At 64.0% G+C, this 26327-nt stretch carries 23 protein-coding genes; 13 read left to right on the forward strand and 10 right to left on the reverse strand.

Going from position 1 to position 26327, the window contains the following annotated elements; all coding sequences use genetic code 11:
- The first annotated feature begins 178 nt into the window (after positions 1–178).
- The gene (locus QMG83_RS05905) at positions 179–2302 is read left to right on the forward strand and encodes a DEAD/DEAH box helicase (RefSeq protein ID WP_283504544.1); all 2124 of its coding nucleotides are present in this window, start codon (positions 179–181) and stop codon (positions 2300–2302) included.
- Complete coding sequence (locus tag QMG83_RS05910) at positions 2299–3900, forward strand: stealth family protein (protein ID WP_283504402.1); 1602 nt, start codon at positions 2299–2301, stop codon at positions 3898–3900. The genes QMG83_RS05905 and QMG83_RS05910 overlap by 4 nt, the downstream gene beginning before the upstream one ends.
- Here the strand turns inward: QMG83_RS05910 and QMG83_RS05915 are convergent.
- Together QMG83_RS05915 and QMG83_RS05920 are read right to left on the reverse strand one after the other, a co-directional pair.
- Positions 3842–4780, reverse strand: a complete 939-nt coding sequence (locus QMG83_RS05915) for a phosphodiesterase (protein WP_283504403.1) — start codon at positions 4778–4780, stop codon at positions 3842–3844. The two genes, QMG83_RS05910 and QMG83_RS05915, sit on opposite strands and share 59 nt — an antisense overlap.
- A gap of 179 nt (positions 4781–4959) precedes the next feature.
- Entirely contained in the window at positions 4960–6333 is a 1374-nt protein-coding gene (locus QMG83_RS05920) for a maltokinase N-terminal cap-like domain-containing protein (protein ID WP_283504404.1), read from the reverse strand.
- A 106-nt stretch (positions 6334–6439) separates the two neighbouring features.
- Here QMG83_RS05920 and QMG83_RS05925 point away from each other — a divergent pair, with 106 nt between their 5' ends.
- From QMG83_RS05925 to QMG83_RS05935, 3 genes are all read left to right on the forward strand, one after another.
- Positions 6440–7588 carry an inorganic phosphate transporter gene (locus QMG83_RS05925; protein ID WP_283504405.1) on the forward strand — a complete coding sequence of 383 codons (1149 nt, stop codon included), beginning with the start codon at positions 6440–6442 and terminating at the stop codon, positions 7586–7588.
- On the forward strand, positions 7585–7794 hold the full coding sequence (locus QMG83_RS05930; protein ID WP_283504406.1) for a hypothetical protein: 210 nt from the start codon (positions 7585–7587) through the stop codon (positions 7792–7794). The genes QMG83_RS05925 and QMG83_RS05930 overlap by 4 nt, the downstream gene beginning before the upstream one ends.
- 248 nt (positions 7795–8042) lie before the next feature.
- Positions 8043–9491 (forward strand): aspartate ammonia-lyase, encoded by a 1449-nt coding sequence (locus QMG83_RS05935; RefSeq protein ID WP_283504407.1) that lies wholly within the window; start codon positions 8043–8045, stop codon positions 9489–9491.
- A 76-nt stretch (positions 9492–9567) separates the two neighbouring features.
- On the opposite strand, the gene QMG83_RS05940 is transcribed toward QMG83_RS05935, so the two are convergent.
- The 4 genes from QMG83_RS05940 to QMG83_RS05955 form a co-directional block, all read right to left on the reverse strand.
- A complete protein-coding gene (locus tag QMG83_RS05940) occupies positions 9568–10173 on the reverse strand; it encodes a protoporphyrinogen oxidase (protein WP_283504408.1) in 606 nt (201 codons plus the stop codon).
- A 66-nt stretch (positions 10174–10239) separates the two neighbouring features.
- Positions 10240–11238, reverse strand: coding sequence for a YihY/virulence factor BrkB family protein (locus tag QMG83_RS05945; RefSeq protein WP_283504409.1), 999 nt, complete (start codon positions 11236–11238; stop codon positions 10240–10242).
- Positions 11231–11731, reverse strand: coding sequence for a DUF6328 family protein (locus QMG83_RS05950; protein WP_283504410.1), 501 nt, complete (start codon positions 11729–11731; stop codon positions 11231–11233). The genes QMG83_RS05945 and QMG83_RS05950 overlap by 8 nt, the downstream gene beginning before the upstream one ends.
- A 12-nt stretch (positions 11732–11743) precedes the next feature.
- On the reverse strand, positions 11744–13234 hold the full coding sequence (locus tag QMG83_RS05955; RefSeq protein ID WP_283504411.1) for an AlkA N-terminal domain-containing protein: 1491 nt from the start codon (positions 13232–13234) through the stop codon (positions 11744–11746).
- Positions 13235–13385: 151 nt separating this feature from the next.
- On the opposite strand from QMG83_RS05955, the gene QMG83_RS05960 reads away from it, so the two are divergent.
- From QMG83_RS05960 to QMG83_RS05980, 5 genes are all read left to right on the forward strand, one after another.
- On the forward strand, positions 13386–13781 hold the full coding sequence (locus tag QMG83_RS05960; protein ID WP_283504412.1) for a TraR/DksA family transcriptional regulator: 396 nt from the start codon (positions 13386–13388) through the stop codon (positions 13779–13781).
- 79 nt (positions 13782–13860) lie between these two features.
- Positions 13861–15255: an FAD-binding oxidoreductase gene (locus QMG83_RS05965; protein WP_283504413.1), complete on the forward strand. Its 1395-nt coding sequence runs from the start codon at positions 13861–13863 to the stop codon at positions 15253–15255.
- Positions 15256–15302: 47 nt separating this feature from the next.
- A complete protein-coding gene (locus QMG83_RS05970) occupies positions 15303–15935 on the forward strand; it encodes an MDR/zinc-dependent alcohol dehydrogenase-like family protein (RefSeq protein WP_283504414.1) in 633 nt (210 codons plus the stop codon).
- Between the two features lie 21 nt (positions 15936–15956).
- The gene (locus QMG83_RS05975; protein ID WP_283504415.1) at positions 15957–16538 is read left to right on the forward strand and encodes a hypothetical protein; all 582 of its coding nucleotides are present in this window, start codon (positions 15957–15959) and stop codon (positions 16536–16538) included.
- Positions 16539–16568: 30 nt separating this feature from the next.
- Entirely contained in the window at positions 16569–17852 is a 1284-nt protein-coding gene (locus QMG83_RS05980) for a PrsW family intramembrane metalloprotease (RefSeq protein WP_283504416.1), read from the forward strand.
- A gap of 6 nt (positions 17853–17858) precedes the next feature.
- Here QMG83_RS05980 and QMG83_RS05985 read toward each other — a convergent pair whose 3' ends face one another.
- Together QMG83_RS05985 and QMG83_RS05990 are read right to left on the reverse strand one after the other, a co-directional pair.
- Complete coding sequence (locus QMG83_RS05985; protein ID WP_283504417.1) at positions 17859–18803, reverse strand: hypothetical protein; 945 nt, start codon at positions 18801–18803, stop codon at positions 17859–17861.
- Positions 18804–19062: 259 nt separating this feature from the next.
- On the reverse strand, positions 19063–20064 hold the full coding sequence (locus QMG83_RS05990) for a PLP-dependent cysteine synthase family protein (protein ID WP_283504418.1): 1002 nt from the start codon (positions 20062–20064) through the stop codon (positions 19063–19065).
- A 216-nt stretch (positions 20065–20280) separates the two neighbouring features.
- Between QMG83_RS05990 and QMG83_RS05995 the strand changes: the two genes are divergently transcribed.
- From QMG83_RS05995 to QMG83_RS06005, 3 genes are all read left to right on the forward strand, one after another.
- Positions 20281–22527 (forward strand): HelD family protein, encoded by a 2247-nt coding sequence (locus QMG83_RS05995; RefSeq protein ID WP_283504419.1) that lies wholly within the window; start codon positions 20281–20283, stop codon positions 22525–22527.
- 196 nt (positions 22528–22723) lie between these two features.
- A complete protein-coding gene (locus tag QMG83_RS06000) occupies positions 22724–23518 on the forward strand; it encodes a nuclease-related domain-containing protein (protein ID WP_283504420.1) in 795 nt (264 codons plus the stop codon).
- A 28-nt stretch (positions 23519–23546) separates the two neighbouring features.
- On the forward strand, positions 23547–24011 hold the full coding sequence (locus tag QMG83_RS06005) for a VanZ family protein (RefSeq protein WP_283504421.1): 465 nt from the start codon (positions 23547–23549) through the stop codon (positions 24009–24011).
- 28 nt (positions 24012–24039) lie between these two features.
- Here the strand turns inward: QMG83_RS06005 and QMG83_RS06010 are convergent, their stop codons facing one another.
- Positions 24040–25227 (reverse strand): MarP family serine protease, encoded by a 1188-nt coding sequence (locus tag QMG83_RS06010; RefSeq protein WP_283504422.1) that lies wholly within the window; start codon positions 25225–25227, stop codon positions 24040–24042.
- A 95-nt stretch (positions 25228–25322) separates the two neighbouring features.
- Positions 25323–26138, reverse strand: coding sequence for a lysophospholipid acyltransferase family protein (locus QMG83_RS06015; RefSeq protein WP_283504423.1), 816 nt, complete (start codon positions 26136–26138; stop codon positions 25323–25325).
- Between the last annotated feature and the right edge of the window lie 189 nt (positions 26139–26327).

A 26327-nucleotide genomic window follows, 5' to 3' on the forward strand; every position in this document is an offset into this window, starting at 1 on the left:
GTTATCTACCTACTGCACCAGGACCACATCAGCAGTCAGCGCCTGCACAGGAGACGAATTGACACCTTCGGGACAGACCGAACCCGGCCAGCGCCAGAAGCGCCAGCGATCCTCTCAGCAGGGCGCGGGCCAGCAGGCCTCGGGGCAGCGACAGTCAGGCGGCCAACAGCGCCGTCGAGTGCGCCCCGGTGATGACGTCGGTGTGATCCCCGTGCTCGCGCGCGCGGCCCGTGAGGTCGAGACCGCGGTGCAGAAAGGGCCCCTGAAGCCGGCCAATCGCGCCAGGTTCCAGGTCGCGACACTGCTGCTGAGAGAAGAGCGCGCCAGGGTCAAGATCGACAAGACTCTCTCTGATTCGGAGCGAGCCAACGAGCAGAAGCGGCTCGACGGCCTCGCCGGAATTCTGGCGAAGACCGCGGCCCGCGACACAAGCCTGATCGCGATGCTGGGCGATGATGCTCCCGTTACCGCCGCCGCAAAGGCTCTCAGGAGAGACCTGCTTATCGCAGCCGGGGTGGAATTGAGCCCGGACGAGCTCGTCATCGCGACAGAGCCGAAGCCCGTCGACAAGCAGATCGAAAAGCAGGTCGTTCCGGCCTCGGTGCGCCAGATGCAGATGTCGAACCCGTTCCTTGCACCAGACTTCAGCAACATGACGACAGCGCCCGCGCGCGTCAACAGGCTGGGAAACTGGGAGCTCATCGAGCCACTGTTCCGATCCTTCGAATACGGCGCTGGTGGCGGCGCTGCCACCATGGATCTGCCGGAGGCAACATCGCTGCGTACCCGCGGCAACCTCGAGATGATGCGACACCAGGCGCGATTCGTCGAAGAGGTCCGGTCTGGCCACCGCACCTTCCTGCTCGCTGACGAGCCGGGACTCGGCAAGACCGCTCAGGCGCTCCTCGCGGCCGAGGCATCCAATTCCTACCCGCTTCTGGTTGTCGTACCCAACGTCGTCAAGACGAACTGGGCGCGCGAGGTCGAACTGTGGACGCCGGGCCGCACGGCCACCGTCGTACACGGTGACGGCAAAGACGTCGACGCGTTCAGCGACGTCGTCATCGTCAACTACGAAATTCTCGATCGGCACGTCGGGTGGCTCGGCAGGTTCGGGTTCAAAGGGATGGTCGTCGACGAGGCGCACTTCATCAAGAACCTCAAGTCGGAGCGTTCCAAGCACGTGCTGGGCCTGTCGAAGAGCATCCGGGTCAGCTTCCCCAAGGCTTTGCTTATGGCGCTGACGGGAACTCCGCTGATCAACTCGATCGAGGACTTCCGTGCCATTTGGCAGTTCCTGGGATGGATCGACGACAAGAAGCCGCTCACCAGACTCATGGACAAGCTCGAAGACACCGGGCTCACCCCTGCCGACATGGGCTTCTTCTCCGAAGCCAGGCACGCGGTCGTCGAGATGGGCATCGTGCGTCGCAAGAAGGTGGATGTCGCCGCAGACATCCCTGCGCGCCGCATCGCCGACATTCCCGTCGAACTGGATGACGACCTCGGGCGCTCGATCCGCGCGGCTGAGGCGGCCCTCACGGCGCGCCTCGTCGAGCGATTCCAGCGCGTACGCGGACTCAAGCCTGACGCGAGCGACGAGGATCTCATTCGCGTTGTCGCTCACGCTGAGCTGGACGAGTCGAAGGGCGCCAGCACGGGCGAAAACGTCTTCACGATGGTCCGTCGCATCGGCCAGGCAAAGGCGACACTCGCAGCCGACTACACCGCGCAGCTTGCGCGATCAGTGGGCAAGGTGGTGTTCTTCGCCAAGCACATCGACGTCATGGACCGCGCAGAGGAGCATTTCGCCAAGGTCGGCCTGACGTCCGTGTCGATTCGCGGCGACCAGAGCGCGAAGGCGCGACAGGCGGCCATCGACTCGTTCTCCGACGACCCGGATGTGTCCGTCGTCGTTGCATCCCTGACCGCCGCAGGCGTCGGGCTGAACCTTCAGGCTGCCTCGAACGTGGTGCTCGCCGAACTCAGCTGGACGAGCGCAGAACAAACGCAGGCGATCGACCGTGTGCACCGCATCGGACAGGAACTTCCGGTGACGGCATGGCGCATCATCGCAGCGCACACCATCGACGCCCGGATCGCCGAACTGATTGATAGCAAGGCCGGCCTCGCCGCGCGCGCGCTCGACGGCTCAGACGAGGAAGTTGCGGCAGAGTCCAACATCCAGCTCGAAGCGCTCTCCAGCCTGCTTCGTGATGCAATCACCTCCGGCGCAACCACCGCCGCCCCGCCGCGGCGTACCCGCCAGCCGGCGCTCGAGAACTCAGCGGCGAGCGAGTGAATGCTCGACTGAATGGCGTAAATTCCGGGGCGCACGCCCGAATTCTTGCTCGACCGGACGTCGTACTGCGGAAGGGTCGCTTTACGCTCATCAACGAGACCATGTCTCCGCGGGATGCCACGGTGGCTGATCTCGTGGCGATCCACGACGCGCTCGACGTGGCCGGCATCCAGCACCTGCTCGTGCGACGAGACGACGACCATGCAGTGATTGCCGTCGACCATGCCAAAGCGACAGAGATCGCAGCGGCGCTCTCGACCGCGTTCGCCATCGAGCCGTTTTATGCGCGCATCGGTACCGAGCCGGCCATCCTCGTTGCCGAGGGCGGGCTGTCTGAGATCGGCAATCACCGGATCGTCCGGCTGTACCGACCCCGTACAACGGGCAAGGGCGGAATGCGTTACGGCGCCGCCACCGGTGTGAGGCTCGAATTCTGGGACCTGGAACCCGACACCATCCACGCTCCCGCCGAGAATGCGCTGATGCGCCGCAGCCTGCCCCGAACCGAGGCGATCGACGCAACGATCGACCTGCACGGGCGAATCTGGTCGACGCTGGGGGGCATGTTCGACATGCTCGCGAGCGACGTCACATTCGACATCGACATGGTGTTCTCCTGGGTAGACGGCACCTCGTCCGAATTCCAGCGTGCGCGCGCGCAGCGGATGAAATCCTATGTCGTCGGCGATGGCGACGACTCCGATGCCAGATTCAGGCAGATCGACGAGTTGAGATACGCCCTGCGCAGCGTATATCTCTACGCGCCGTGGGTTCGTCGCATCTTCATCGCGACCGACTCTCCGACACCCAGTTGGCTCGCCGATCACCCGCGGGTCACTGTGGTGCGCAGCGAAGAGTTTTTCGCCGACCTTGACGCGCTGCCGACCCACAACTCGCACGCGGTCGAGAGCCAGTTGCACAGGATTGAGGGGCTCAGCGAGCATTTCCTGTACTCCAACGACGACATGTTCTTCGGCAGGCCGGTGCGGCCGGACATGTTCTTCTCGCCGGGTGGCATCACCAAATTCGTCGAGGCTACGACCCGCATCGGGCTGGGCGAACCAAACCCGGAACGCAGCGGGTTTGAGAACGCGGCCCGTGTCAACAGGGCGCTGCTCCAGCGACGCTTCGGCCGGATCACGACACGACACCTCGAGCACGCCGCGACACCGTTGCGTCGCAGCGTCATGGCCGAACTCGAGCGCGAGTTTCCCGAGGACTTCGCGCGCACAGCGGCGAGCGCCTTCCGTTCCAGTTCAGATATCTCGGTCACGAATTCGCTGTATCACTACTACGCCCTGATGACCGGTCGCGCGGTCGTGCAGACCGACGCGCGCGTGAGGTATGTCGAAACGACTCTCGCCAACGCCGCGGGGGAGATGGACACCATCCTGAAAGAGCGGGACTACGACTTCTTCTGTCTCAACGATGGCAGCAAACCCGAGATCTCGGTCGCGAAGCGCACCAGGAATGTGCACGCGTTCCTCGAGCGCTACTTCAGCATTCCTGCCGTCTGGGAGAAGCCGGCTTTCGTCGGAGCTAGACCCGCTCGCGAACGAACATTGCCAGTTGCGGTTCAGGAGCAACCGGCGGGTTGACCTTGTCCGCGATGCGGATACCGGATGACGTGAGTCGTTCCGCGGTTTCGGCGGCATCGACGTAGTCGAGCGCCGCATACTCGCCGATCGGCACCACCGAGTGCAGCACGGTGGTGTCGTACACGTGCACGAGATTGAAGGCGCGCGCTCCGTCTCGCCCCCTCGTGCCGCCCGAGGGCACGCTCAGATCCTGCGTGTAGCACGTAGCTGAGGCGACGGAGACGGGAATGCCCGCGAAGGTGCCGGTCGAGCTGTAGTGAAGGTGTCCGGAAAGGATGCTGCGAACGTCGGTGGCGAACAGCACCTCGGCGAGTCCCGCCTGATCACGCAGCTCGACGGCCACGGCCAGGTCGAGCACGCTCGGTAGCGGGGGGTGGTGCATGGCCAGAATTGTTCCGTGCGGGGCGGGTGTCGAGAGCTCCTCGGCCAGCCAGTCGAGCTGTTCGTCGGTGACCTCGCCGTGATGGCGACCGGGCACGCTCGAATCGAGGGTGATGATCCGCAGTCCGTTCACGTCGTACACGCGGTCGATGGGGCGATTCGTTGGCTGTTCCGCCAGCAGGTGCTCGCGGAAGGCCCCCCTGTCGTCATGATTTCCCATGACCCAAATCACCTGGGCACCGAGCCTGGCCGCAACGGGCTCGACCATTCGGCGCAGCCGGTCGTAGGCGTCCGGCTCGCCCTTATCAGCGAGATCGCCGGTGAAGATGATCGCTTCGGGGCGACCCTCCGAGGATTCGAGCTGCTCCAGGAGCTGACGCAGGTGTTTCTCGGCGTCAACGCGGCCGTAGAGGCTGCCACCCCCGCCAAGCAGGTGAGTGTCACTGAGATGAAGCAGAAAGTGGTCCGGCCGTGGATGTTCAGCCGTTCGGATGATCACGCTGTGTCCATTCGCTTGGGGGCGTTCGGTACATCTGTGCATTCGGTGCAAACGCCCCTACTGTCCAGAAGTGCATCTCTGTGTACAGAAGTGCATCAGTAGACCACTGCTTCGGGGTGGACGTCACCGGCGATTCCCAGAATTGTTCATGCTCCGTTCAACCACGTTCTGGTCGAGGATCAACCGGCCGGTCGTGCGCTGAGTCGCTCGATCGCATCCACCGGAATCGACAACCAGCCCGGCCTGTTGCGTGCCTCGTAGACCGTTTCATAGAGCGCCTTATCCAGCTCGAAGGCATCGACGAGGGCCCTGCTGTGACGGATGTCGCGACCCGAAGCTTCGCTGTAGCCCTCCTCGAACGCGGCGCGGGCCGACGCGCTCCACTGGGGTGCTGGAGCCGATCCGCCCACCGCCAGCGAGCCCGAAACGTAGTCGAACGAGCGCAACATGCCGGCGATGTCACGCATCGGACTGTCGAGCCTGCTGCGCTCCTTCATCGGGCGAAGCGGTTCACCCTCGAAATCGACGAGTACCCATCCGTGATTCGGTACGGAGAGCACCTGTCCCAGGTGGTAGTCGCCGTGGATGCGCTGTTGCGCTGGCCACGAGGCGCGGCTCGCCCGCTCGAACACGTCGCGGATGGCTGGTGCACAGCGCTCCAGCTCGGGGACCTCGGCAATTGCTGCCGCCAGCCTGCCGTGCATCGTGCCGATCACGGCCTCGATGTCAGCCGGGGTGACGTCGCTGATCGGCAAACTGGCCGCCAGGGTGGCATGGACCCCGGCCGTGGCAATTCCCAGCGTGCGCGCTTCGTCGGAGAAGTCGATCCCCGCGGCGGCGGCCGCGAGAGCAACTCGCCATGCGTCCTGCACGCCAGGCAAGAACTCCTGGGCGAAAGCGAGATGGCCGGTCGCCCTGCCGCTGGCTTCGCCCCGGTCATCCCATTCTGCAAGGATGTGGCCGACCGGCGCCGGAACGGCGGTACTGCCCGCCTGGGCGAGCGCGGTCTGCAACACCACATCGGGGTTCTCGCCGTCGTGAAGCGCGCGGAAGACCTTGCAGATCACGGGAGTTTGACCCTCGTGCTCATAGATGATGGAGGTGTTCGATTGCTCGCCCGTGAGAACCCTCGATACGAGCCCCGAGCCCACGTCATGGGCGGTGTGCTTGCCGATCGCCCAGACGTGATCGCCCCTGGACTCTGTGCCTGACGTGATGACGTCGAGCAGTGACAGTGTGTAGGCGGGATCGTATGGCGCGTCGTAAACCCACTCGCCCTCGAATTCGCCCACGAGCGCCAGGGAATTGGTGAGAGGCTCCCGCCGGTACGTGAGCGGCACCTGATACAGCGCTGGTTTGCCCACAGTGTGATCGAGCAGGAGATGCGTGACGACCCGGGCGGCACCCTCGGCCGGTTGCAGCGACCAGGTGCCGATCTGTTCGAGGATCGGCGTTGCCCCCTTGTTCGCGAACCACCGCTGGCGGGTCATCCAGGGGGAGAGAAATCCCAGGAAGGGGGTTGTGCTCTCAGATATTGCCGGCACGTGAGTCATATTTCCAGAGTAACCACGCGGCGGGCGACCCGTTCGCTCCTTAGCACTTCGGGCGCGAGCATTCCCCGGCTGGTAATGATCGGCTGGGGATGCCAGAATCAGCCAAGTGGACATCACGCTCATAGTCGCGCTCGTCATCGTGCTGGCGCTTTTCTTCGACTTCACCAACGGATTCCACGACACAGCCAATGCCATGGCGACGCCGATTGCCACCGGCGCTCTCACGCCGCGGGTTGCGGTCGCGCTCGCTGCCGTGCTGAACCTCGTGGGGGCGTTCCTGAGCACGGAAGTAGCGAGGACGATCAGCGGAGGGCTCATCCGTGAGGGGGAAGACGGGATTCAGATCACCCCAGTGCTCATCCTCGCCGGGCTCATCGGTGCCATCATCTGGAATCTCCTGACCTGGCTGCTCGGCCTGCCATCGTCGTCCAGCCACGCCCTCTTCGGTGGGCTCATCGGTGCGGTCGTGGTCGGTGTGGGCTTCGGGGCCATCGACGGCGGGGTATTCGTTTCGAAGATCCTCATCCCGGCACTGCTCGCTCCGGTAACGGCGGGCCTGGTCGCATTCCTTGCGACGAAAATCGCCTACACAATCACCAGCAAGAGGCAGCGCAACGGGTTCAAACGCGGCCAGATCCTCACCTCATCGCTGGTCTCACTCGCCCACGGAACGAATGATGCGCAAAAGACGATGGGTGTCATCACGCTCGCGCTGATTGCGGCGAATATGCAGACCGCTGGCACCGGACCCGTGCTCTGGGTGATCGTCGCGTGCGCCCTCGCGATCGCCATCGGAACCTACTCGGGTGGATGGCGCATCATCAAGACCATGGGGCGGGGCATCACAGACGTGGAGCCTGCACAGGGCTTCGCAGCCGAAGCAGCGACCACCGCGACGATCCTCGCTTCGACCCACCTCGGGTTCGCACTGTCAACGACCCAGGTTGCCTCCGGATCGGTCATCGGCACGGGGGTGGCGCGCAAGGGTGCGTCGGTGCGATGGAACACGGCAGCACGGATCGCGCTCGGGTGGCTCATCACGATCCCCGCAGCCGCCCTGGTCGGGGCGACCGCGGCGCTCATCGCCGGGCTCGGATTTTGGGGAATCATAGCTGACGTCTCGCTCGCGGTCGTGGGAACTGCGGCCATCTTCGTGAGATCCCGGCGCAACGTCGTCGACCACAGGCATTTCTCGTCACCCGAACCCGGGGTGTTCGTCAGGCCGAAGCTACGTAAGAAGGCTGGCAAGCGATGATCAACTGGCAAGCCTTCGTGATCGTGGTTCTCGCTTCTCTGGTCGCCGCCAGCGTGCTGGTCACACTGTTCTCCGTCGCTCTTCGACTTGGCGACGGCACCGCGAGCTGGAGCAAGCCAGCATCGCGAGCACTCTTCGCGGTGTGTGGGCTGGTGGTGGCGTTCGGTATCTACATCATCGTGCCGGCACTGCATTCCTTCGGGTAGCAGCACGCGGCAGTTGCCTCACACCACCATGATTGGTGGTACTGGCACAGCGGCCACAAGCCTCGCCCCATAGAGTGGGTGTATCGCCAGTCAAGGGAGATTAGACGATGGAAAGCACGCCACAAGCGCCCAGGCCAACCGACGCCACTCAGGCTCACCATAGCCAGCATGATCGCAGCACCGATTCCGCGCAGAGTATCGCTGGGGATGAGAATTCTCCGCGCCGAGCGCTGGAGACGGCGCTCGAGTTGACCGACGGGACTCGTGAAGAGCGTGACTCGCTCGGTGCGATGACCATACCGGCATCGGCCTACTGGGGCATCCATACCGCCAGGGCGCTCGAGAACTTCCCCATCACGCGGCGAGCCATCTACAACTATCCCGACCTGATCCGGGCACTCGCGAAGGTAAAGCAGGCTGCAGCACGGGCGAACGCCGAGATCGGCGTGATGGAGGCCGACAAGGCCGCGATCATCGACCAGGTGTGCCAGGAGATCTTCGACGGAGCGCTCCATGCCGAATTCAGAGTGGGCGTCATTCAGGGTGGCGCTGGCACATCCACCAACATGAATGCCAACGAGGTGATCGCTAACCGCGGTCTCGAATTGATGGGATTCGAGAAGGGTGACTACGCGAAACTCAGCCCGATTGACGACGTGAATCGCAGCCAGAGCACCAATGACGTGTACCCGACGGCCATCAAGCTCGCTATGGTCTACGGGGTGCAGCGCCTGCTGGCTGAGCACAAACTTCTCGCGGGATCGTTCGCGGCGAAGGGCCGGGAGTTCAACCACATCCTGAAGATCGGTCGCACGCAGCTGCAGGATGCGGTTCCGATGACCCTCGGGCAGGAATTCAAGGGCTTCGCCGTCACGCTTGCCGAAGATTACGACAGGCTCAACGAGACGATCCCGTGGCTCAACGAGATCAACATGGGGGCGACGGCGATCGGCACCGGCATCACCGCCGACCATCGGTACGCCGAGTCGGTGTGCCGCCACCTGATCGAGGTCACGGGCATCCACATGGAGACGGCCGCTGACCTTATCGAGGCAACCAGCGACGCTGGCATCTTCATGACCGTCAGCGGGACCCTCAAGCGGGCCGCCGTGAAGCTGTCGAAGATCTGCAACGACCTCAGGCTGCTCTCGAGCGGACCCCAGGCTGGAATCGGCGAGATCAACCTCCCCGCCCGTCAGGCCGGCTCGTCGATCATGCCGGGAAAGGTGAACCCGGTGATCCCGGAGGTGGTCAACCAGGTGGCCTTCAGCGTGATCGGCGCCGACGCCACGGTGACGGCGGCCGCCGAGGGCGGGCAACTGCAGCTGAACGCGTTCGAGCCTGTCATCGCACACAGCATCCTGCAGTCACTGTCGTGGATGACCAACGCCTGTTTCACTCTTCGCGTCAACTGTGTGGATGGCATCTCAGCCAACATCGAACGACTCGCGATGCAGGTCGAGACGAGCGTGGGAGTGGTGACGGCACTCACCCCGTACATCGGCTACGCGGCTGCGGCAACCCTCGCACACACCGCGCTGACGACCAACGAATCCATCGCCGACCTCGTCGTGTCGACCGGACTCATGACCCCGGAGAAGGTCGCGCTGGTGCTCTCGCCAGAGCGGCTCAGTGGCATGGTGGCGAACACCGCGGCCATCACGCTGCCGGTGTTGACGCAGCCGACACAGACTTAGGCCAACACAGACTTAGGCCAACACAGACTTAGGCCAACACAGACTTAGGCCAGCACAGTCCTGGGCCGACGCCGGATCAGGACTGCTGGTCGTCCTCGTCGTCGAGCACGTCCAGTGCCTCTTCGCGCGCCTTGCCGGCGGTAACAACCACGTTGTCGACGGCAGATTCACCACGCTCACGCAGGTCGCTCGCGACCTTGTCCGCCGTGCGGCGAACGTCGGTGGCCACGTCGGTTGCCTTCCCGGCCACGTCGCGGGCGGTTGCCACTGACTTGTCGGCGACGTCCTTTGCGGCCGTGGTGGTCTTGTCTGCAAGATCTTTCGCCGTGCCGGCAACTTTGTCTGCTACGTCTTTTGCCGTGGTCGCGGTCTTGTCGGCAACATCCTTCGCGGCCGTGGTGGTCTTGTCTGCAACGTCTTTTGCGGTGCCGGCGACCTTGTCGGCGACGTCCCGAGCCGTTCCGGGAACGGCCCTGGCCGCAGCTTCTGCGCGCTCACGGATGACGGGTGCCTGCTGGCGCGCATAGGCCTCGACGTCCAGCCGCGTTTTCGCGACGCGCGGATTCTCCCAGAGCTTGATGGCCTGGGCCTTCATCGATTCGTATCGTTCACGCCCAGCATGCGACCCCAGAAGATACCCGATTGCGACCCCGACACCGACAACAAAAAGTTTGCGCTTCATCACTCCACCATAGGCGCGGGGGATGCCGGGTGTGAACTGCGTCAGACAAGATCCGTCAATCGAGGATCAATCCGGTTCCTCGTCGTGCCGTTCGCGGATGGCTCTTCCCTCGGCAATGTTGCGCGCGCGACGTCGGGCCAGGATGAGGTTGCGCGTCGTGTCCCGCATCGGGAGCTGCACAGTTTCTTCGGCCTCGATGCCGGCCTCGAGCTGGCGCAGGCGCACGACCTCGGCATCGACCTCAGCACCCAGCACGAGCACGAGGTTGCTGATGTACAACCACACCAGCAGGGCAAGGCCACCGCCGAGCCATCCATAGATCCGGTCGTACGAGCCGACGTTGGTCACGTAGAGGCTGAAGAGCGCAGTCGCCAGCGACCAGGTGACGATGGCGAATACGCTGCCGAATCCTATCCAGCGCACTTTTTCGTGTCGCACATTGGGTGTGAAGTGGTACAGCACGGTCGTGAGCATGGTCGCCAGAACGAGCAGGCCGGGCCACCGCGCGAACGACCAGACGGTGATCCAGGGTTCACCCACTCCGATTGTTGCGCCAATCGCCTTCCCAACGGTCGGGGTGAGCAGGAGCAGCGCGACTATCGCGGCGAAGACGATGAGCAGAAACGTCGCGACCATCACCATCAGTGCGCGGAACTTCACGATCCGGCGCCCTTCCTGCACCTCGTAAACGCTGTTTACGGCGCGGCCGAAGGCCGTGGAATAGCTCGAGAGCGACCAGATCGAGAGCAGCAGGCCAATCACGAGAGCAGCACCAGGGTTCTCGATCGAGAACAGCTGGCTGATCGGTTCGCGAAGAGTCGTAACCGCTGACTCTTGTGCGAACATGTCGACGATGTCGAGGATGCTGGTGGCGGCCTGGCGCTTCCCCACGGCGAGCGCGAATGCCGAGACCACGACGAGCGCGCTGGGGAAGACCGCGAGTGCCGAGAAGAACGTGAGAGCTGCCGCCGAGTCGATACCGCGATGGCGCACGAATCCGTGCCAGGTTCTGCGGATCGTGTAGGTCCATGCTGAGCGGGTTCGAGGGCCGCCCGAATCAGTCAACGGGATGCCCGAACCTCAGACGAGCTGGCATGAGCACCCAGGCGGCGACCACGACGAGAGCGGCGATACCACCGGCGATGAGCCCGGCAACGTAACCGACCGCCACATCGAAGATCAGCATGGTCGTACCGATCAGGGTCAACCCCATGGCTGCGATCGTCAGGATGAGCAACCGATTTGCGATTCGGACGAGGTCGCCCTTGGCCTTGCGGCGGAAGATCGCGCGGTGCAGCGAAACTGGGGCCAGGGCGAGCACAGTCGCGAGAACGGCGACGATGACCAGCCCGAGGTAGATGTTCACCTCGTAGGGCTCGAGATCGGCGAATCTGGGCTGGAAGGCGAGGGTGAGTAAGAAGCCCGTGAGCACCTGGGTACCGGTCTGGATTACCCGCAGTTCCTGGAGAATTTCGGTCCAGTTTCGGTCATGGCGCTCGTTGGGTGTCTCGTCGCGGCCGTCGCCCGGGTCCGCGTCATGGTGGCCGTCACTGGTCATCTTGTGATCGTATTACGCGGCCGCGTTTGCTCGCCTCGGGTTGACTGGTGGTCGCGCACGCCATAGGTGCATCCCCGCATAGCTTCGCCAGGGGGCCCACGCCCTGCTGTGCCCGGCAAGACCCGCCGCTGTGGATGGAAGCCCGAGATGTGCCGCGCTTTGTTGCATCACCAAATCGGTCGACAGCATGATGTCGGGGTTGCCGAGCACTCGCATGGCCAGGTAGCCCGCCGTCCACGGGCCGATCCCCGGCATCGCGACGAGTCGCGCTGTGAGCTCATCGGCTGGCAAGCCGACGTCAAGCACGAGCGAACCGCTCGCGATCGCCTCAGCGGCACCGAGAATGGTGGCAACCCGGCTGGCGGGACCCCGAAGCACAGCGGCGCCCCCGGTGGCCAGCTGTTCGGCCGACGGGAACAGGCCATCGGTGCCGAGCTCGCGAGTAATGGTGCCGAGCACGGTCCGGGCGGCTGCGACCGAGATCTGCTGCCCGACGAGAGTGCGGAACAGTGCTTCGTCCGCGTCAACAGCGCCGGGCAGTCGCAGGCCGGGCTGGGCGGCAACAAGCGGCGCGAGCTCGGCATGCCCGCCCAAAGCCTCATCGATGGCGACGGAGTCTGCATCGAGGTCGAACAACCTGCGCACTCGAGAGACGAGCGCCGAGACATCCGAGACGTGGTGGAGCCGCGCCACGCAGAGGATGCCGTCACCGTCGAGACTCATGCGAACATCGGCCACGCCCGAGGGCAGCCGAAGCCGTCTCTCGAAAGACGTGGCGTCGCCCGTCTCCAGGCCGTGCACGGCGTGATCCGCGAAGAATTTCATGAGCCCCGCACCGTCGAACGGCGCGCGGGCGGGAAGCCTCAGCGTGATGCTCGTGGCCTCGGATGTTGCGGGTGCGGCGGGGTGCCCCGAGTGGCCTCGTCTCGCGAGCGTGCGCAGGGCCGTCGGGGTCGTTTCGTACACGGCCTGAATCGTGTCGTTGAATTGCCGGATGCTCGAGAAGCCGGCCGCGAAGGCGACATCAGCCACCGAGAGTTCGGTGGAGGCGAGCAGATGTCGCGCACTGTGTGCGCGATGGGCACGGGCGAGAGCCAGCGGTCCTGCGCCGAGTTCGGCCTGCAGGACGCGCGTGAGGTGTCTCGTGGTGTATCCGAGGCGACCGGCCAGACCAGGCACGCCCTCTCTCTCGATGACCCCGTCGGTGATGAGCCTCATCGCGCGTGACGCCAGGTCGTCGCTGAGATTCCATTCCGGAGAGCCGGGCACGGCGTCGGGCTGGCACCGCTTGCACGCCCGCAGTCCCGCCTCGTGGGCCGCCGCGGCCGTTCTGAAGAAGCTCACGTTCTTTTCCTGCGGGGTCATTGCGGCGCAACTCGGCCGACAGTAGATGCCCGTGGAATGCACGCCGGTGATGAACTGCCCGTCGAATCTGGAGTCGCGGGATGCGACGGCGCGATATCGCTCAGCGAATCGCGGATCGGTGGTTGCCTGCGTGCTCATAGCCTCAGCATCACATGCCCCACCGACATCCACTAGCGAAATTCGGACACCGCTTCTGTCGTCGGCTGGCTAGCATCATCGTGGCTCTAACTCATCCGTGAGCGAAGGTCAAGGGCTGTACCGTTCCCGTGGCGTCGGATTGACTGTGCGGGTGAGCGCAGAATTGACCAGTTCCCAGGCAGCCACCGGCCGGCCCCTAACCACCCAACAGCAGGCACGCATGCGTGCACGACTGGTGGATGACCTCCAGCAGGCCCGCGAGCTCGAAGCGCGTCTGCAGCACGACGTCGCAGACGGTATCGCGTCGCGACGAGGATCCACCAACGACGAGGTCGACGACCCCGAGGGCGCGAATACTGCGTTCGAGGGAGCGCAATCCAACGCGATGGTGCAGCACACGAGGCGTCACATCGAGGAGATTCTCGCGGCGATGGTGCGTCTCGACGACGGCACATACGGTTCGTGTGAGCGATGCGGTTCAGCCGTATCGAAGGCCAGGCTCGATGCACGACCTGCCACAGCGTTCTGCATCAACTGCGCGGCCTGACGCCGCCCTGCCTGACGCTGTGGGGGAGTAGCTGACAGGCCCTCGCGGACTGCGACTCGCTCTCTGGCAGAATTGCCGCATGACCGTCACCACACACGCACGCGTTGACTCTCGTGAGGTTCTCGCGCGACTGATCGACGATCTGGGCGATGCAGTGTCCACCGCTGCCGAGGCCGTCGATGCTACGCGCGCCGACAAGTCGGGGCACTTCTCGGAGGCGGCTCCGCTTGCCGTTGTCACGGCGCGCTCTATCGAAGATGTGCAGGCTGTGATGCGTATTGCTACCGCCACGGGAACTCCGGTGGTCACGCGCGGCGCCGGTACCGGGCTGGCCGGGGGCGCGATCGCGAACGCCGGTGAGATCGTGTTGTCCACTCTTGCCATGAACAAGCTGCTCGAGGTCTCGGTCGATGATGAACTGGCGGTCGTCGAGCCGGGGATCATCAATGGCGACCTGAATCTGCAGCTCGAGCCCCACGGGCTCTGGTTCACTCCCGATCCAGCGAGCCGCGCGATCTCGACCGTGGGCGGCAACATCGCCACCAATGCCGGCGGACTGCTGTGCGCCAAGTACGGCGTCACGCGGGAGTCGATCCTCGGGCTCTCGGTGGTCATGGCAGACGGCCGGCTCATGGAGTTCGGCCATCGAACGGTCAAGGGTGTCACAGGGCTTGACCTCACGGCTCTGATGATCGGCTCCGAGGGCACGCTGGGCGTTATCGTGGGGGCGACCGTAAAACTTCGCAGGCTCATCCCGGGCACAGTTGCGGTCATCAGCGCTCGATTCGAGACGGTGGATGACGCGGCCAGGGCCGCGGCCGTCATCACTTCGGCCGGCCTCAGGCCCGCCATCATGGAGCTGATCGGCGAGAGTGCCATGGCAGGCATCTCGGCACACCTTCGGATGGAGCACCTGGGGGGCTCCCGACTGGTCATCCAGACCGATGGCCCCGGTGCGGTGCAGGAGGCCGAGGCCATATTCGCGACAATTACCTCGCTAGGGGGTGTCGGTGAGCTGTCGCTCGATCCCGCTGAGGGCGAGAGGCTGTTCTCGATCAGGAGGGCATTCCACCCTTCCATGGCGGCCCTCGGAACCGTGTTGATCGAAGACGTGTGCGTGCCGCGCAGCCAGCTTCCGGCGATGTTCGCTGCGATCCACGAGATTGAGCAGAAGTACGACCTCATCATCCCCACCGTCGCCCATGCCGGTGACGGCAATCTGCACCCCAATTTCGTTTTCGATGGGGAGGGTGAGGATGGCGCAGACGTACCGGCGGTTATCTGGGCGGCCGCCGACGAGCTTTTTGCGGCAGCGCTTCGCCTGGGCGGCACCCTGACGGGCGAGCACGGCGTCGGGCTGCTGAAGCGCCGCTGGCTCCGTGAGGAGCTCGGCGACGACCAGCTCATGCTCCAGAAGCAGATCAAGGATCTGTTTGACCCGTTGGGCATCCTGAATCCCGGCAAGGTTTTCTGACGCCGCCAGCCGCGGAATAAGTGGGGCGGACCAGCTGTTCTATAAGTATGGCTACCTCCACCAGAATTGCTCGAGCGACGCACCCACGGCTTGCCGAGGGTGACGTTCGCGTGCGGGTTGGCGCCGTGGGTATCAGCGCGCTTGGCACTCAGGTCGCTGGCACGATCGACGCGGTCGGCCCCGACAGTGTGGGGTTTGCCCGGAATGATCGAGTCGCGTTCCGGTCTACCGCACCCGCGGGATCCACCACGGTGGTCGTCGCCGAACGTGATCTCATCGGCATCCCGTCTGACGTGAGTCTCGACGCCGCCGCGGCGATTTTCCCGTGTGCCCTGCTCGCGCGCACCATCGTCAAGCAGGTGCACTCGATCGGGCGCAGAAACAGTGTGTCGATCACCGATATCTCAGTCGTCGCACCCTTCGCCGCGGCCTGGGTTGAGCATCTCGGCGCCACCGTCTCGTCGGGGAACGCTGACGTGGTGGTGTCCGGACAGAGCGTGCGGTCTGCACTCGGCGTCAGGTCGGGTCACGGGCTAGTCCAGCAGGCTGCCGCCGACGTGTTTGCCGCGATGCGGGCGGGAGCTTTCGATTCAATAGCGCTGAGTTCGCCTGACGAAGCCCGCAACGGTTCGCGCGCGCCAGTGCTGTTGCACCCGGCCGAGGTAACGCTCGCCGCCTGAGCCCGCCGCTAAGGTCGGTTCATGTCGAGTTTCGAGTTCATCAGCCTGGCCGTCTGGGTCGGGGTCGTCGCCCTGCAACTGGCCGACCTGACCCTTACCGCGAGCAGGGTGCCGCAGCTGTCATCCTTCAGCGTGCTTCGCGACGATCTGATGGATGCCACAGCCGCCCGCCTCTCGCCGGAGCAGCTCGCCGACTTCCGTGAGAGGCTCGCCACTCTTGACGAGCGTGAGGCAGCTCGAACCGTGCCGCCGTCACGCGGCGTAAACGCGCATCTGTTCACTGGTGTCCCGTGGCAACTGGCCGCCGTTTCGCTGTCGCTTCTGCCGGTGGTGGCCGCGGTGATGGGGGATCCGTCGAATGCGGCGGTCGTGCTGGTCGGACTGCTGTTGCCGGCGATCAGCTACGTGCTCGCGCTCGCCGTGGCACGCGCATCCATTGCTGCCGCCGGAGCGCGATCCAGTCTGCATTCCCAGCAGCGGGCAGAGATCAGCGACCTTCTGGATCTCGCGGCGAAGGCGTCGCGCCAGAAGGTGGCCGGCCTCGGCGATCGGGTGGCGCGTGCCCTTCAGATCCTGCGCGAGCAGCAGGCTGAACGCCCCTGAATCACTGGGGTTTACCGCTAGGGTTTTCGCATGATCAACCCCACGGACCAGCCTTCCCCGATGAATCCGACATCGTCGAAGGCTGACCTGACAGCATCGTCAAGAGTTTCTGCAAGCGAGCCGACCGCAGCCTCGGCGGAGTTCACCCGGCAGCTCGCGGCGACAGCGCAGCCCGGGCTTACCGCGCCGGCCAGACCAGCTAACACCGCGCTCGTGCTCGGGATCGTGGGTGTGATCATCCTGTCGATCGTCGCGCTGGCGGTTGCCGGATACCTTGTGCTTGGGCTCGGCGGAGACGCTGTCGCGCTCGGCGGCCTCATGGCATTCATTCCGTTGGCGATCGTCTTCTTTGGTGTTCGCTGGATTGACCGGTGGGAGCCCGAACCGCGGCTGGCGGTAGTCTTCGCGTTTCTCTGGGGTGCTGCGGTGGCCGTCGTCATCGCCCTGGTCGTCGGTGGCGGCGTCGACCCCGTCATCATGCTGGTCTCTCAGGGAAACAGCTTCATCTACCAATTCGTTGGCGCGGCCATCCAGGCGCCGCTCGTCGAGGAATCGGCTAAGGGACTTGGGTTGCTCGTCATTTTCTTCGCCGCCCGTAAGTATTTCGACGGACCCGTGGACGGCATCGTTTACGCCGCCTGGGTGGCGGGCGGTTTCGCGTTCACCGAGAACATCCTCTACTTCGGTTCGCAATTGCTTGACGCTGGCACCGCATTCTCGCCTGACGTTGCGTTCATCTTCTTTGTGCGCGGAGTCATGTCGCCCTTCGCCCACGTGATGTTCACCATGTTCACGGGGATTGCCCTCGGTTTCGCTGCCCGTCGAGGGCTTGGGGCGATGGGCGTGATGGGGCTCTTCCTCCTGGGACTCATTCCGGCGATGCTGCTGCACGCCCTCTGGAACGGCGCCCTGTTCTTCGTCAACGACTTCTTCGGCTACTACGCCATCGTGCAGTTCCCGCTCTTCGTTCTCGCGATCGTGCTCGTGAAGTTCCTGCGCAAACAGGAGTCGAAGCTCACCTTCGACCGGTTGAACGAATATGCAAGCGTCGGCTGGTTCTCGCACGACGAAATTCCTGCTTTGGCTACCGGGCAGGGCCGTCGCCAGGCGATGGCGTGGGCGCGGCGCAATGGCAATGGCGCCGCGATGAAACGGTACATCCGGGATGCCACCACGCTGGCGTTCACCCGCCAGCGCATCATCACCGGGCGTGGAGGAATCGGTGCAACGGCCGATGAGGCTGCGATTCTCAGCGCGATCGTCGAGTCGCGCCGGTCGCTGGTCGAGGCCGGCCGGCCAGCCTCCCAGGCCTAGACGCGATCAGAGTCCCTCGACGGCGAGCAAGGCAGTCACGAGAGGAAAGACGAAGAAGCCAACAGCGACCAGGATGCCGATGGCGATCGAAACGATGGGGACGCGACGTTTGAGCCGTTGGCCATGCGGCGCAACCAGATTGGCCGTGAAATTTTGCACACGCTCGTCGGAATACCTGTCCGTCTGAGTGAGCGTCTTCGCGCCAACGGTGTCAACGATGCTGAGCAGCCGCTGGTGAACGGCAGGTTTTAGCATGACGAAGGGTTTAGCCGAATAGACGAACATCCATTTGTCGACGATTTCGACGTCAAAGGGGGCGGCGTTGTCGATGAGTAACGCCATCAGGTCGGGTGTGAAGACGTAGAGTGCATCCCGTTCATACGCCTGTGGGCAGTACAGGGTGAAGTGGTTGTTGAAATCGCCCTCAAGCGACAGGACCTGCTCTTTGCGGAATGCTGCGGGGAGGTTGGAAACACCGAACAGACCGTTATTCGCTCGGGAGTCAAGCACCATATGCGGCAGCGACCTGTCGAGCTGCAGTGCCAGGAAACCCCAGTTGTGTGTCGACTTGTTCTTGCCGCTGCCGGTCACGTACCGGTAATTTCCATAGTCGAGAAACCTGCCTGACGTCGATCGCAGGTGGTCGAGTGACTGACGGCTATGCCCGGCCGAAAAGATTGCTCCGGGGTACTGTGGCGCGCTGCCGCGCGGGGAGAACACCATCCCGTTGGCGGACGCAAATGAGTCGAGTCGATACCAGCGCTCCCAGCGCGAGCGGGCCGAGGCGCGAAACTTCGCCGCCACCACGGCTATCACCGCTCCGACGAGAATCACCAACCCCACGGCGACGGCGGGAAGCACTCGGCCGTCGTACTGGATCATCCGCATCACCAAGGACAGGAAGGCGATGCCCAACGCCCCGAAGATGACAACGGTGAAGGTGATCAGCATCCGTGTCACGTTCGAGGCCGATGAGTAATTTGGCGCGGCGTGACGATGTGAAGGTAGCGACATCTCCCGCGATTGTCGGATCGATCAGGGGAGCATAATTCGTGCCGGGCGCCATACGACCCATGATATTGAGCGGACGCACCGGTCGCAGTCAGAGGCCAAAACACCCCTGTTAACAACTCATCGCCCAGCGGTGCGGCAATGCCTGCGACTCAGACCGGGCGATAAGTTGTTCTGTAACTAGGTTCGCACTCACCCGTCATTCGCGCAATACCCGCGCCACAATCCGTCGTCGGCTCATTACTTCGCGGGCTCGGTGGGCGTCTGCGAACAGGTTGTCGTCAAGATACTTCAGCCCGGTATCGCACGCGACAGTCACGACAACCTTGCCTGGCCCCAGCTGCCTGGCGAGATCGAGGGCCGCGGCAATGTTCACACCGGATGATGTTCCCACCAGCAGCCCTTCCTTCTCTGCCAGCTGACGACAGATCGAGCGCGCGACGTCCTCATCCACGACCCTGACATCGTCGTACAACTCGCGGTCCAGCAGGGGCGGGACGAACCCAACGCCGATGCCGTCAATGTGGTGCTGACCGGAATGACCCTCGGTGATCACCGGGGTTGACGCTGGCTCGAGCGCAACGATGCGCGTGTCCTGTGAGAACTCTCTCAACACGCCGGCGACTCCCATCAGCAGCCCAGCAGTGCCAACCGCGCCACAGAAACAGTCAATTCCTTCGGGGAACTGGGCCACCAGCTCCTGCCCGATACCCGCGTACCCAATCAATGAGTCGCGGTTGTTGAATTGGTCGGTCTGATAGCAGCCGCCCTCCGCAGCGATTGCAGCAGCAGCCGTCATCATCTCTCTCATGAGCGCGGCGCTGATCTCGCCGCTCGGGCTGTGCACGATCGTCAATTCTGCGCCGAATGCCCGAATGGTGTTGAGCTTCGTTGCCGCGAACGCATCGGACGAAACGGCGTGAAATTTGTAGCCCTTCGCGGCACAGACGAAGGCGAGTGAGGAGCCCGTGCTTCCACAGGTGTATTCGACAACCGTGAGGTCTCGCGTGAGTGCTCCGCGATTCTCGGCCTCCTCGATCATGGCGAGAGCCATCCGGTCCTCGTAGGAACCGGTCGGATTGAATCCCTCGAGTTTGACGAACACCGCGGCAGAACCGGGCGGCACGAGTCGTTGAAGTTGAACGACGGGGGTGTTGCCGATCGCGTCGAGTGCCGACGCTACGGGTCGTGGGGGGAGCATCGGAACTCCAATTCCTAGCCCCCTGCGGCACGAGCTGGTGCAACTCAGTCCAGTTCACTGCATGGATGGGGTGGCGTCAACCGGCCGGGGCAACTAAGCCGGGGATTGGCACCCGCTCACCCTCGCGTCGCGCCAAGATGGGTCGTCCTGGAGGTGGATGCCGCGCCCCGTAGAATGGACTGCTGGATTTCGGGCCGGCTGTGAAGGGACTGTTTCATGCCGTTAGGCGAGCTTGAGCGTGAACGAGAGTACGTCGGCACCCTGTACGCCCGCCTCGATGTGTTGAGGGATGAAGCCCAGTCGCAACTCGAAGCTGTGCGAAGGAGCAACCCGGGCGGAACGCACCAGAACCGCTCCGAGCGCGATGCCTTCGCCCGAATTTACGAGGACAGGGTCAGCCAGCTCCGGCAAATCGATGAACGGCTCGCGTTCGGTCGGTTGGAGCTTGAGGCCGAAGACGGGGAACCCCCCGTGCACCGCTACATCGGCCGGATCGGGCTTCGCGACTACGACCTGGCTCCGCTGCTGCTCGACTGGCGTGTGCCACAGGCACGAGCCTTCTACCAGGCCACCGCGGCCACGCCATTGGGCGCCCGCGCGCGACGACACCTCCAGAGCCAGGGCCGCGACATCGTGCGGATCGATGACGAAATCTTCGACCAGGACATGCTGAGCGGTGACGTCAGTCACCTGCAGGGTGAGGCCGCCCTGCTGGCGACACTCACGGCGCAGCGCACGGGACGAATGGGCGACATCGTCGCGACAATTCAGGCCGAACAGGATGCGATTATCCGTTCGGAGTTGCGCGGCACGCTCGTGGTGCAGGGCGGCCCCGGCACCGGCAAAACTGCGGTGGCTCTGCATCGTGCCGCCTACCTGCTGTATTCGCACCGGGAGCGCCTGGCGTCATCCGGGGTGCTCATCGTCGGCCCGAGTCGCTCGTTCCTGCAGTACATCGAGGCTGTGCTGCCGTCCCTCGGCGAGACCGGCGTCGTGCTGTCGAGCGTCGGACAGCTCTTCCCCGGCGTCGACACGTCGAAGGATGACTCGGCCGAGGTTTCATCGCTCAAGGGTTCGCTCGAGATGTCCGCCCTCATCGCCAGAGCGGTGCGGTCCCGTCAGGTGGTGCCCAAAGAGTCAACAGTGCTCGACATCAACGGCGAGTTCCTGACCGTCCCGGCGAGCGTCATCCACAGTGCCATGCAGAAGGCGTGGGACACCAAAAAAGCACACAACCTGGCGAGGGTCACCTTCAACAAGGCTGCGCTCTCATCGCTGGCACGCATGCTCGCCGAGCAGCTTCGCTCTCACGGCAACACCATCGAAGAGAGCGATCAGTCGTGGCTGAAGGAAGACATCCGCACGTCGCACGACGTCAAGGTGGCGCTCAACACCGCATGGATGCCCCTCTCGCCGAAGAAGCTGCTGCAAGACCTCTACGCTCGCCCGCAGTGGCTGGCCTCGCTCACCCCGCGGTGGTCGGTCGAGCAACGAGCACTTCTGGTCCGCGATCGCGACGCGGAGTTCACCGTCAGTGACGTGCCGCTGCTGGATGAAGCCGCCGAACTTCTGGGGGAGGTCGATGTCAGCGCTGACGTCGATAAACGTGAACGCAAGCAACAGCGAAAGCGTGACATCGAGAACGCGCAGGCGGCGATCCAGAACATGCAGGTCGAAGGTCTTGTCGATGCAGCCACGCTCGCTGAGGGCTTCGAGGCGGCGGTTGAGCGCGGCACGACGGCCGAGCTGGCGGCATCAGACCGCACCTGGGCCTACGGGCATGTCGTGGTGGATGAAGCGCAGGAGCTCTCTCCCATGCAGTGGCGGCTGCTCATGAGGAGAAATCCGCTGAAGTCGTTCACCATCGTGGGGGATATCGCCCAGGCGTCGGCGGCCGCGGGGGCCACGAGTTGGGCAGGAGCGCTTCAGACCCACGTGGGCGAAAACTGGCGGCTCGAAGAACTGACCGTGAACTACCGCACTCCGGCCCAGATCTCGGTGGTCGCAGAATCCATGGCAATCGCTCACGGGGTGAATATCACCAGCTCTCGAGCCGTTCGCGAGAGCGAATGGCCGGTCGACGTCGTGGTGGCCGGCGATCTGGCCGAGGCCGTCGCGGAGACCATACGCTCTGACCGCGAAACCGATAGCAGGGGAACCATCGCCGTCATCGTCAGTGAGAGTCTGGTGTCGTCGATCTGGCCCACCATCGATGAGCAATTTGGGGTGCAGGCCGGTCGCGGTGCTGCGGGCCTGACGCGCGCGATTGCGGTGCTCACCCCTCAGGAGTCGAAAGGCCTCGAGTTTGACTCGGTCGTCGTCGTCGAGCCCCAGCGCATCGTCGACGAGATCACGCGGGGCGGCGCAGCGCTATATGTGGCCATGACTCGATCCACCCAGAGGCTGCACCTTGTCACGACCGGCGACCTGCCGGCCGGAATCGACACCGCCTCACTGGTCTGACGGCACCCCTCACACGGGTGTGACCCCCTGTGGGGGATTGTCGAGTTGACCATCCCTCGGCAGTATTGCCTTACGAACATAGCTCGGGGGAGCGAAGTTCGTCGGATGCGATTCGTTGCAACGAGTAGGGCCGGAGGCGGGGGAGTCTCCGGCCCAACGTCTTTAACTGTGTACAGCAAGTTTTTTGGAGGATCGGATGGCGCCCACTCGCATACTTCGCGACAGGGTAGCCGGACAATCCGCGATGTGGCACGTCGTGTCTGCACAGCAGCTCGCAGCCCCACAATCATCCATCGGCCGGTTCTTCGGTGTCAGCCCTCTCACGCCGGAGGCGAGAATCTCGTACCGCGGCGCGCTCGGCGAGCTTCTGGTCGGTGATGTCCTTGAGAACCTCGGCCATCGCTGGGATGTGCTGCATGACGTTCCGCTGGGATACAGCTCTCTCGATCATCTCGTCATCGGCCCCGCCGGGGTTTTTACTGTGCACACGGCCAATTGCAATGGTGTGGATGCTGTCATCGACGACGACGCCATGCTTGTTGCCGGCGAGGCTCGTCACGACATCCCGCTGGCCAGGGCGGTGGCAGGCGAGGTCGCCCAGATCCTGAGCGCCGCTGCTGGTCGACCAATCACCGTGAGCCCCTTATTGGTAGTCGTCGGCCCGCGACGACTCATCGTCAGGACGGCGCCCGGTGATGTCGCCATCATCACGTCTACCGACCTCGAGCGGCGGTTGTGTACGGCGCCGCAGACGCTGAACGGCGATGAGGTTGCACTGATCTCCGATATTGCCGATCTGGATGTCACGTGGCCTGTCGCGGGGGAGACCGTCCTCGACACGCAGAAACTGCATCGCGATTTCAGCGTCATCCGTGCGCACGTGGGTACGGCGCTCGTGCGCCGCATCGCCTGGGCGGCGGCAGCGACCACGGTTGTCTACATTTCTGTGTGCAGTGTGATCGCTGCTCTGGTGTCGATGATGATGAAATAGCGTGGCCATACAGGTTTCCCATGGTCAGGTGCGACACGATAGTTGGATGTTCCTGCGGCACCCGATCCTGAGCACGATGACCCTGGCGTATCTTGCCCTGGTCGGCTGGCTCACGCTCACGCCCTCGTCGACCGGTTTCGAGTCTGGCCTGTTGTGGAAGCTGGCGGGTGTGCTCAGGCGGTATCCAGAAACCGAGTGGTTCACCTTCATGCGGCTCGAATTCATCGCGAATATCGCCATGTTTGTGCCGTTGGGTGTCTTCTTTGTTTTGCTCTTCGGCAGGAAATTCTGGTGGGTGGCGATCATCTTCGGAATGCTGATGACGGTGGGCATCGAGTATGCGCAGCAGTTCATTCCCAACCGGGTTTCCGATCTCCGCGATCTGATCGCCAATATTCTGGGGGCGATCGTCGGTGTTGTGCTCGCCCTCATCCTGACCGCTGCGAAGGAGCGACGACTCAGGGTCGCCAGGGCTCAGGGCACATCAGCCTGATTCCGGGATCCCGCGACGCCGGTGGCGGTCAGCCAGTGATGCAGTTGCCGCTCGACACGGCGTCAGCCAGCCCCGGCGCTTGAGACGCGACGGGGTTGAGCTCGGCCATCGTCATCGCGTATCCAACCCGGTCGTTGTCGGAGCTCCGAGCGAAGATGACGCCAGCGACCCTCCCGTCCAGGGTCAGGAGCGGACCGCCGGAGTTGCCTTCGCGCACTGCGGCGGCGAGCGTGTACACCTCTCGGTTATTCGAGCTGGAACCGTAGATGTCGGCCACCCGAGGTGTGGTGACCGAGATGACGTCGGCCGCTCCCGACGCGAAAGGGCCACCGAAGGGGTAGCCCTCGAACACGGCGTCCGTTCCGGCAGTCAGCGTCTCGCTGATTCCGAGTGCTGGGGCAGACAAGCCTGGGGCCGCGATCACGGCAAGATCGTCGATCGGGTCGAAGTAGACGATCGTTCCGGTGATGACCTCGCCGCTCGGCGACTCAATGACGGGTTCGCTGACACCGGCGACGACGTGGGCGTTGGTGATGATGCGATCGTCTGAGATTACGAAACCGGTTCCCGCTTGTGACTGGCCGCACGCGTAGGCATTGCCGGTGATGCGAACGACCGACTGCGCGGCCGTGTTCAGGGCGTCGCTGCCGGTGTCGATCTGGGGGATCACCGCGACTTCCCCGTCGAGGGCGTCGGTGATGAGCGGGATCCCGCCATCGACTACGGCTCCGCGAACCTGGGCGAGAAAACTCTGAACAGGGTCAGGTGTGAAGGTGGTGATGGTGCGCAGGATCGTCGAGCCAGCAACGGCCCTTGATAGCGTGGGTACGCCGAGCTGGCCGGCGCTGAACGCGACGACGGATGCCACGAGGGCGGCGACGACACCGGCGACGAGTGCACCGAGCACCCTGTCGAAGCCGCCGAGCGGGCTCTTGGCCACGCCATGACGCACGCCGCGACCGATGGCGCTCCCCAGACCGTGCCCAAGCCCCACGAGCAGCACAGCGACGAAGATGGTGACTCCGGGGCGCAGGAATGGCACAGGTACCCAGGCTGCCGCCAGCGGGGCTGCGAAGAAGGCAGCGATGACGCCGGCGATAACGCCTGCGATCACGAATCCGGTGCGCGAGAGTCCGTTGCGGAAGCCATAGACGACATACGCGAGAAGCACGACACCGAGGAAGATGTCGAGCATGAGTGACTCGGTCATGGTCATCCGAACTGGTTGCTGGGCAGGCTGAAAGCGACGACACCGATGATACCGAGCACCGCGACGAGATTGCTGAGCGCGCCGTGACCCATCACGCGGCTCTAGCGCTTGTTGCGAATCTCCCGGCGGCGCGCTCTCTCGACCTCCGAGGCAGCTGCCTCCTCAGGGGTCGGGGCTGTGCCGCCACGATTCTGCGGCTGCCACCACATGCCCGTGCCATCTACCGGGTAGTCCTGCTGCTCCTGATCAACCATCTGCTGCAGTTTGTCGCGCAGGGCGGTGGTCGCGCGAACGACGTCGTCCTCGGACGTGACGGCGATCGGTGAGCCAAACGTGAAGCTGATGTCGACTCCGAATCGCTCGAGGAATGAGGTCTTGTGGCCTTTGGTCATCAGCCGCTGGCCGCCCCACACCGATACCGGGATGAGGGGCACGCCCGCTTCGGCGGCCAGGCGAGCGGCACCGGTCTTCAGTTCGCGCACGGTCATGGATGCGCTCACCCCCGCCTCGGGGAACACACCGATCAGTTCGCCCCGTTTCAGCGCCGCCACAGCATCGACGTATGCTGCAGCCCCGGCCTTCCGGTCGACCGAGATGTGCTTCATGGATCGAAGAAGACCGCCCACCAGTGGCTTGTCGAATGCTTCCCTTTTGGCCATGAACCGGATGCGACGCCGGTTGTGCAGGAAGGTCACCCACTCGACCAGGGCGAACTCGAAGTAACCGAAGTGGGTCATGGCGAGAACCGCCCCACCGTGGTCGGGAACGTTTTCGATACCCACCACAGCCGGCTTGAGTCTCCAGAAGCCGAACAGGGCCCGGCCGAGTGCGACAGCAGAGCTGTAGACGGGTTCGAACCCAGAGGCCGTGTGGTCTCGCTGCCGCTTGCGTTCGGGACTTCTGGATGGCCTCGTCATGTTTCCAGCGTACGTGGGCATGGCTTGCCGGTTCGGCAGATACCCTTCCGATTTCCGGTGTGGTATGCATCGGGCGGTCCACCGCCCACCCCCACCCCGTGTACCCCTATCTGGGGTCTATGTATCGAGAATCACTCATCGGTAATGTCTCTCTTGTCGGGATCGGGGGATCTACGGCAAATGTGCTGG

Origin of the sequence: Salinibacterium sp. G-O1 (genome assembly GCF_030063305.1) — a bacterium.
In the GTDB taxonomy this organism is placed as follows: Bacteria; Actinomycetota; Actinomycetes; order Actinomycetales; family Microbacteriaceae; genus Rhodoglobus.

Bases quoted from the DNA above. Each gene is read 5' to 3' on its own strand.
- QMG83_RS05920 (WP_283504404.1), bottom strand. From the start codon at position 6,333: ATGACTCACGTGCCGGCAATATCTGAGAGCACAACCCCCTTCCTGGGA.
- QMG83_RS05930 (WP_283504406.1), top strand. From the start codon at position 7,585: ATGATCAACTGGCAAGCCTTCGTGATCGTGGTTCTCGCTTCTCTGGTC.
- QMG83_RS05940 (WP_283504408.1), bottom strand. From the start codon at position 10,173: ATGAAGCGCAAACTTTTTGTTGTCGGTGTCGGGGTCGCAATCGGGTAT.
- QMG83_RS05950 (WP_283504410.1), bottom strand. From the start codon at position 11,731: ATGACCAGTGACGGCCACCATGACGCGGACCCGGGCGACGGCCGCGAC.
- QMG83_RS05955 (WP_283504411.1), bottom strand. From the start codon at position 13,234: ATGAGCACGCAGGCAACCACCGATCCGCGATTCGCTGAGCGATATCGC.
- QMG83_RS05965 (WP_283504413.1), top strand. From the start codon at position 13,861: ATGACCGTCACCACACACGCACGCGTTGACTCTCGTGAGGTTCTCGCG.
- QMG83_RS05970 (WP_283504414.1), top strand. From the start codon at position 15,303: ATGGCTACCTCCACCAGAATTGCTCGAGCGACGCACCCACGGCTTGCC.
- QMG83_RS05975 (WP_283504415.1), top strand. From the start codon at position 15,957: ATGTCGAGTTTCGAGTTCATCAGCCTGGCCGTCTGGGTCGGGGTCGTC.
- QMG83_RS05980 (WP_283504416.1), top strand. From the start codon at position 16,569: ATGATCAACCCCACGGACCAGCCTTCCCCGATGAATCCGACATCGTCG.
- QMG83_RS05985 (WP_283504417.1), bottom strand. From the start codon at position 18,803: ATGCTGATCACCTTCACCGTTGTCATCTTCGGGGCGTTGGGCATCGCC.
- QMG83_RS05990 (WP_283504418.1), bottom strand. From the start codon at position 20,064: ATGCTCCCCCCACGACCCGTAGCGTCGGCACTCGACGCGATCGGCAAC.
- QMG83_RS05995 (WP_283504419.1), top strand. From the start codon at position 20,281: ATGCCGTTAGGCGAGCTTGAGCGTGAACGAGAGTACGTCGGCACCCTG.
- QMG83_RS06000 (WP_283504420.1), top strand. From the start codon at position 22,724: ATGGCGCCCACTCGCATACTTCGCGACAGGGTAGCCGGACAATCCGCG.
- QMG83_RS06010 (WP_283504422.1), bottom strand. From the start codon at position 25,227: ATGACCATGACCGAGTCACTCATGCTCGACATCTTCCTCGGTGTCGTG.
- QMG83_RS06015 (WP_283504423.1), bottom strand. From the start codon at position 26,138: ATGACGAGGCCATCCAGAAGTCCCGAACGCAAGCGGCAGCGAGACCAC.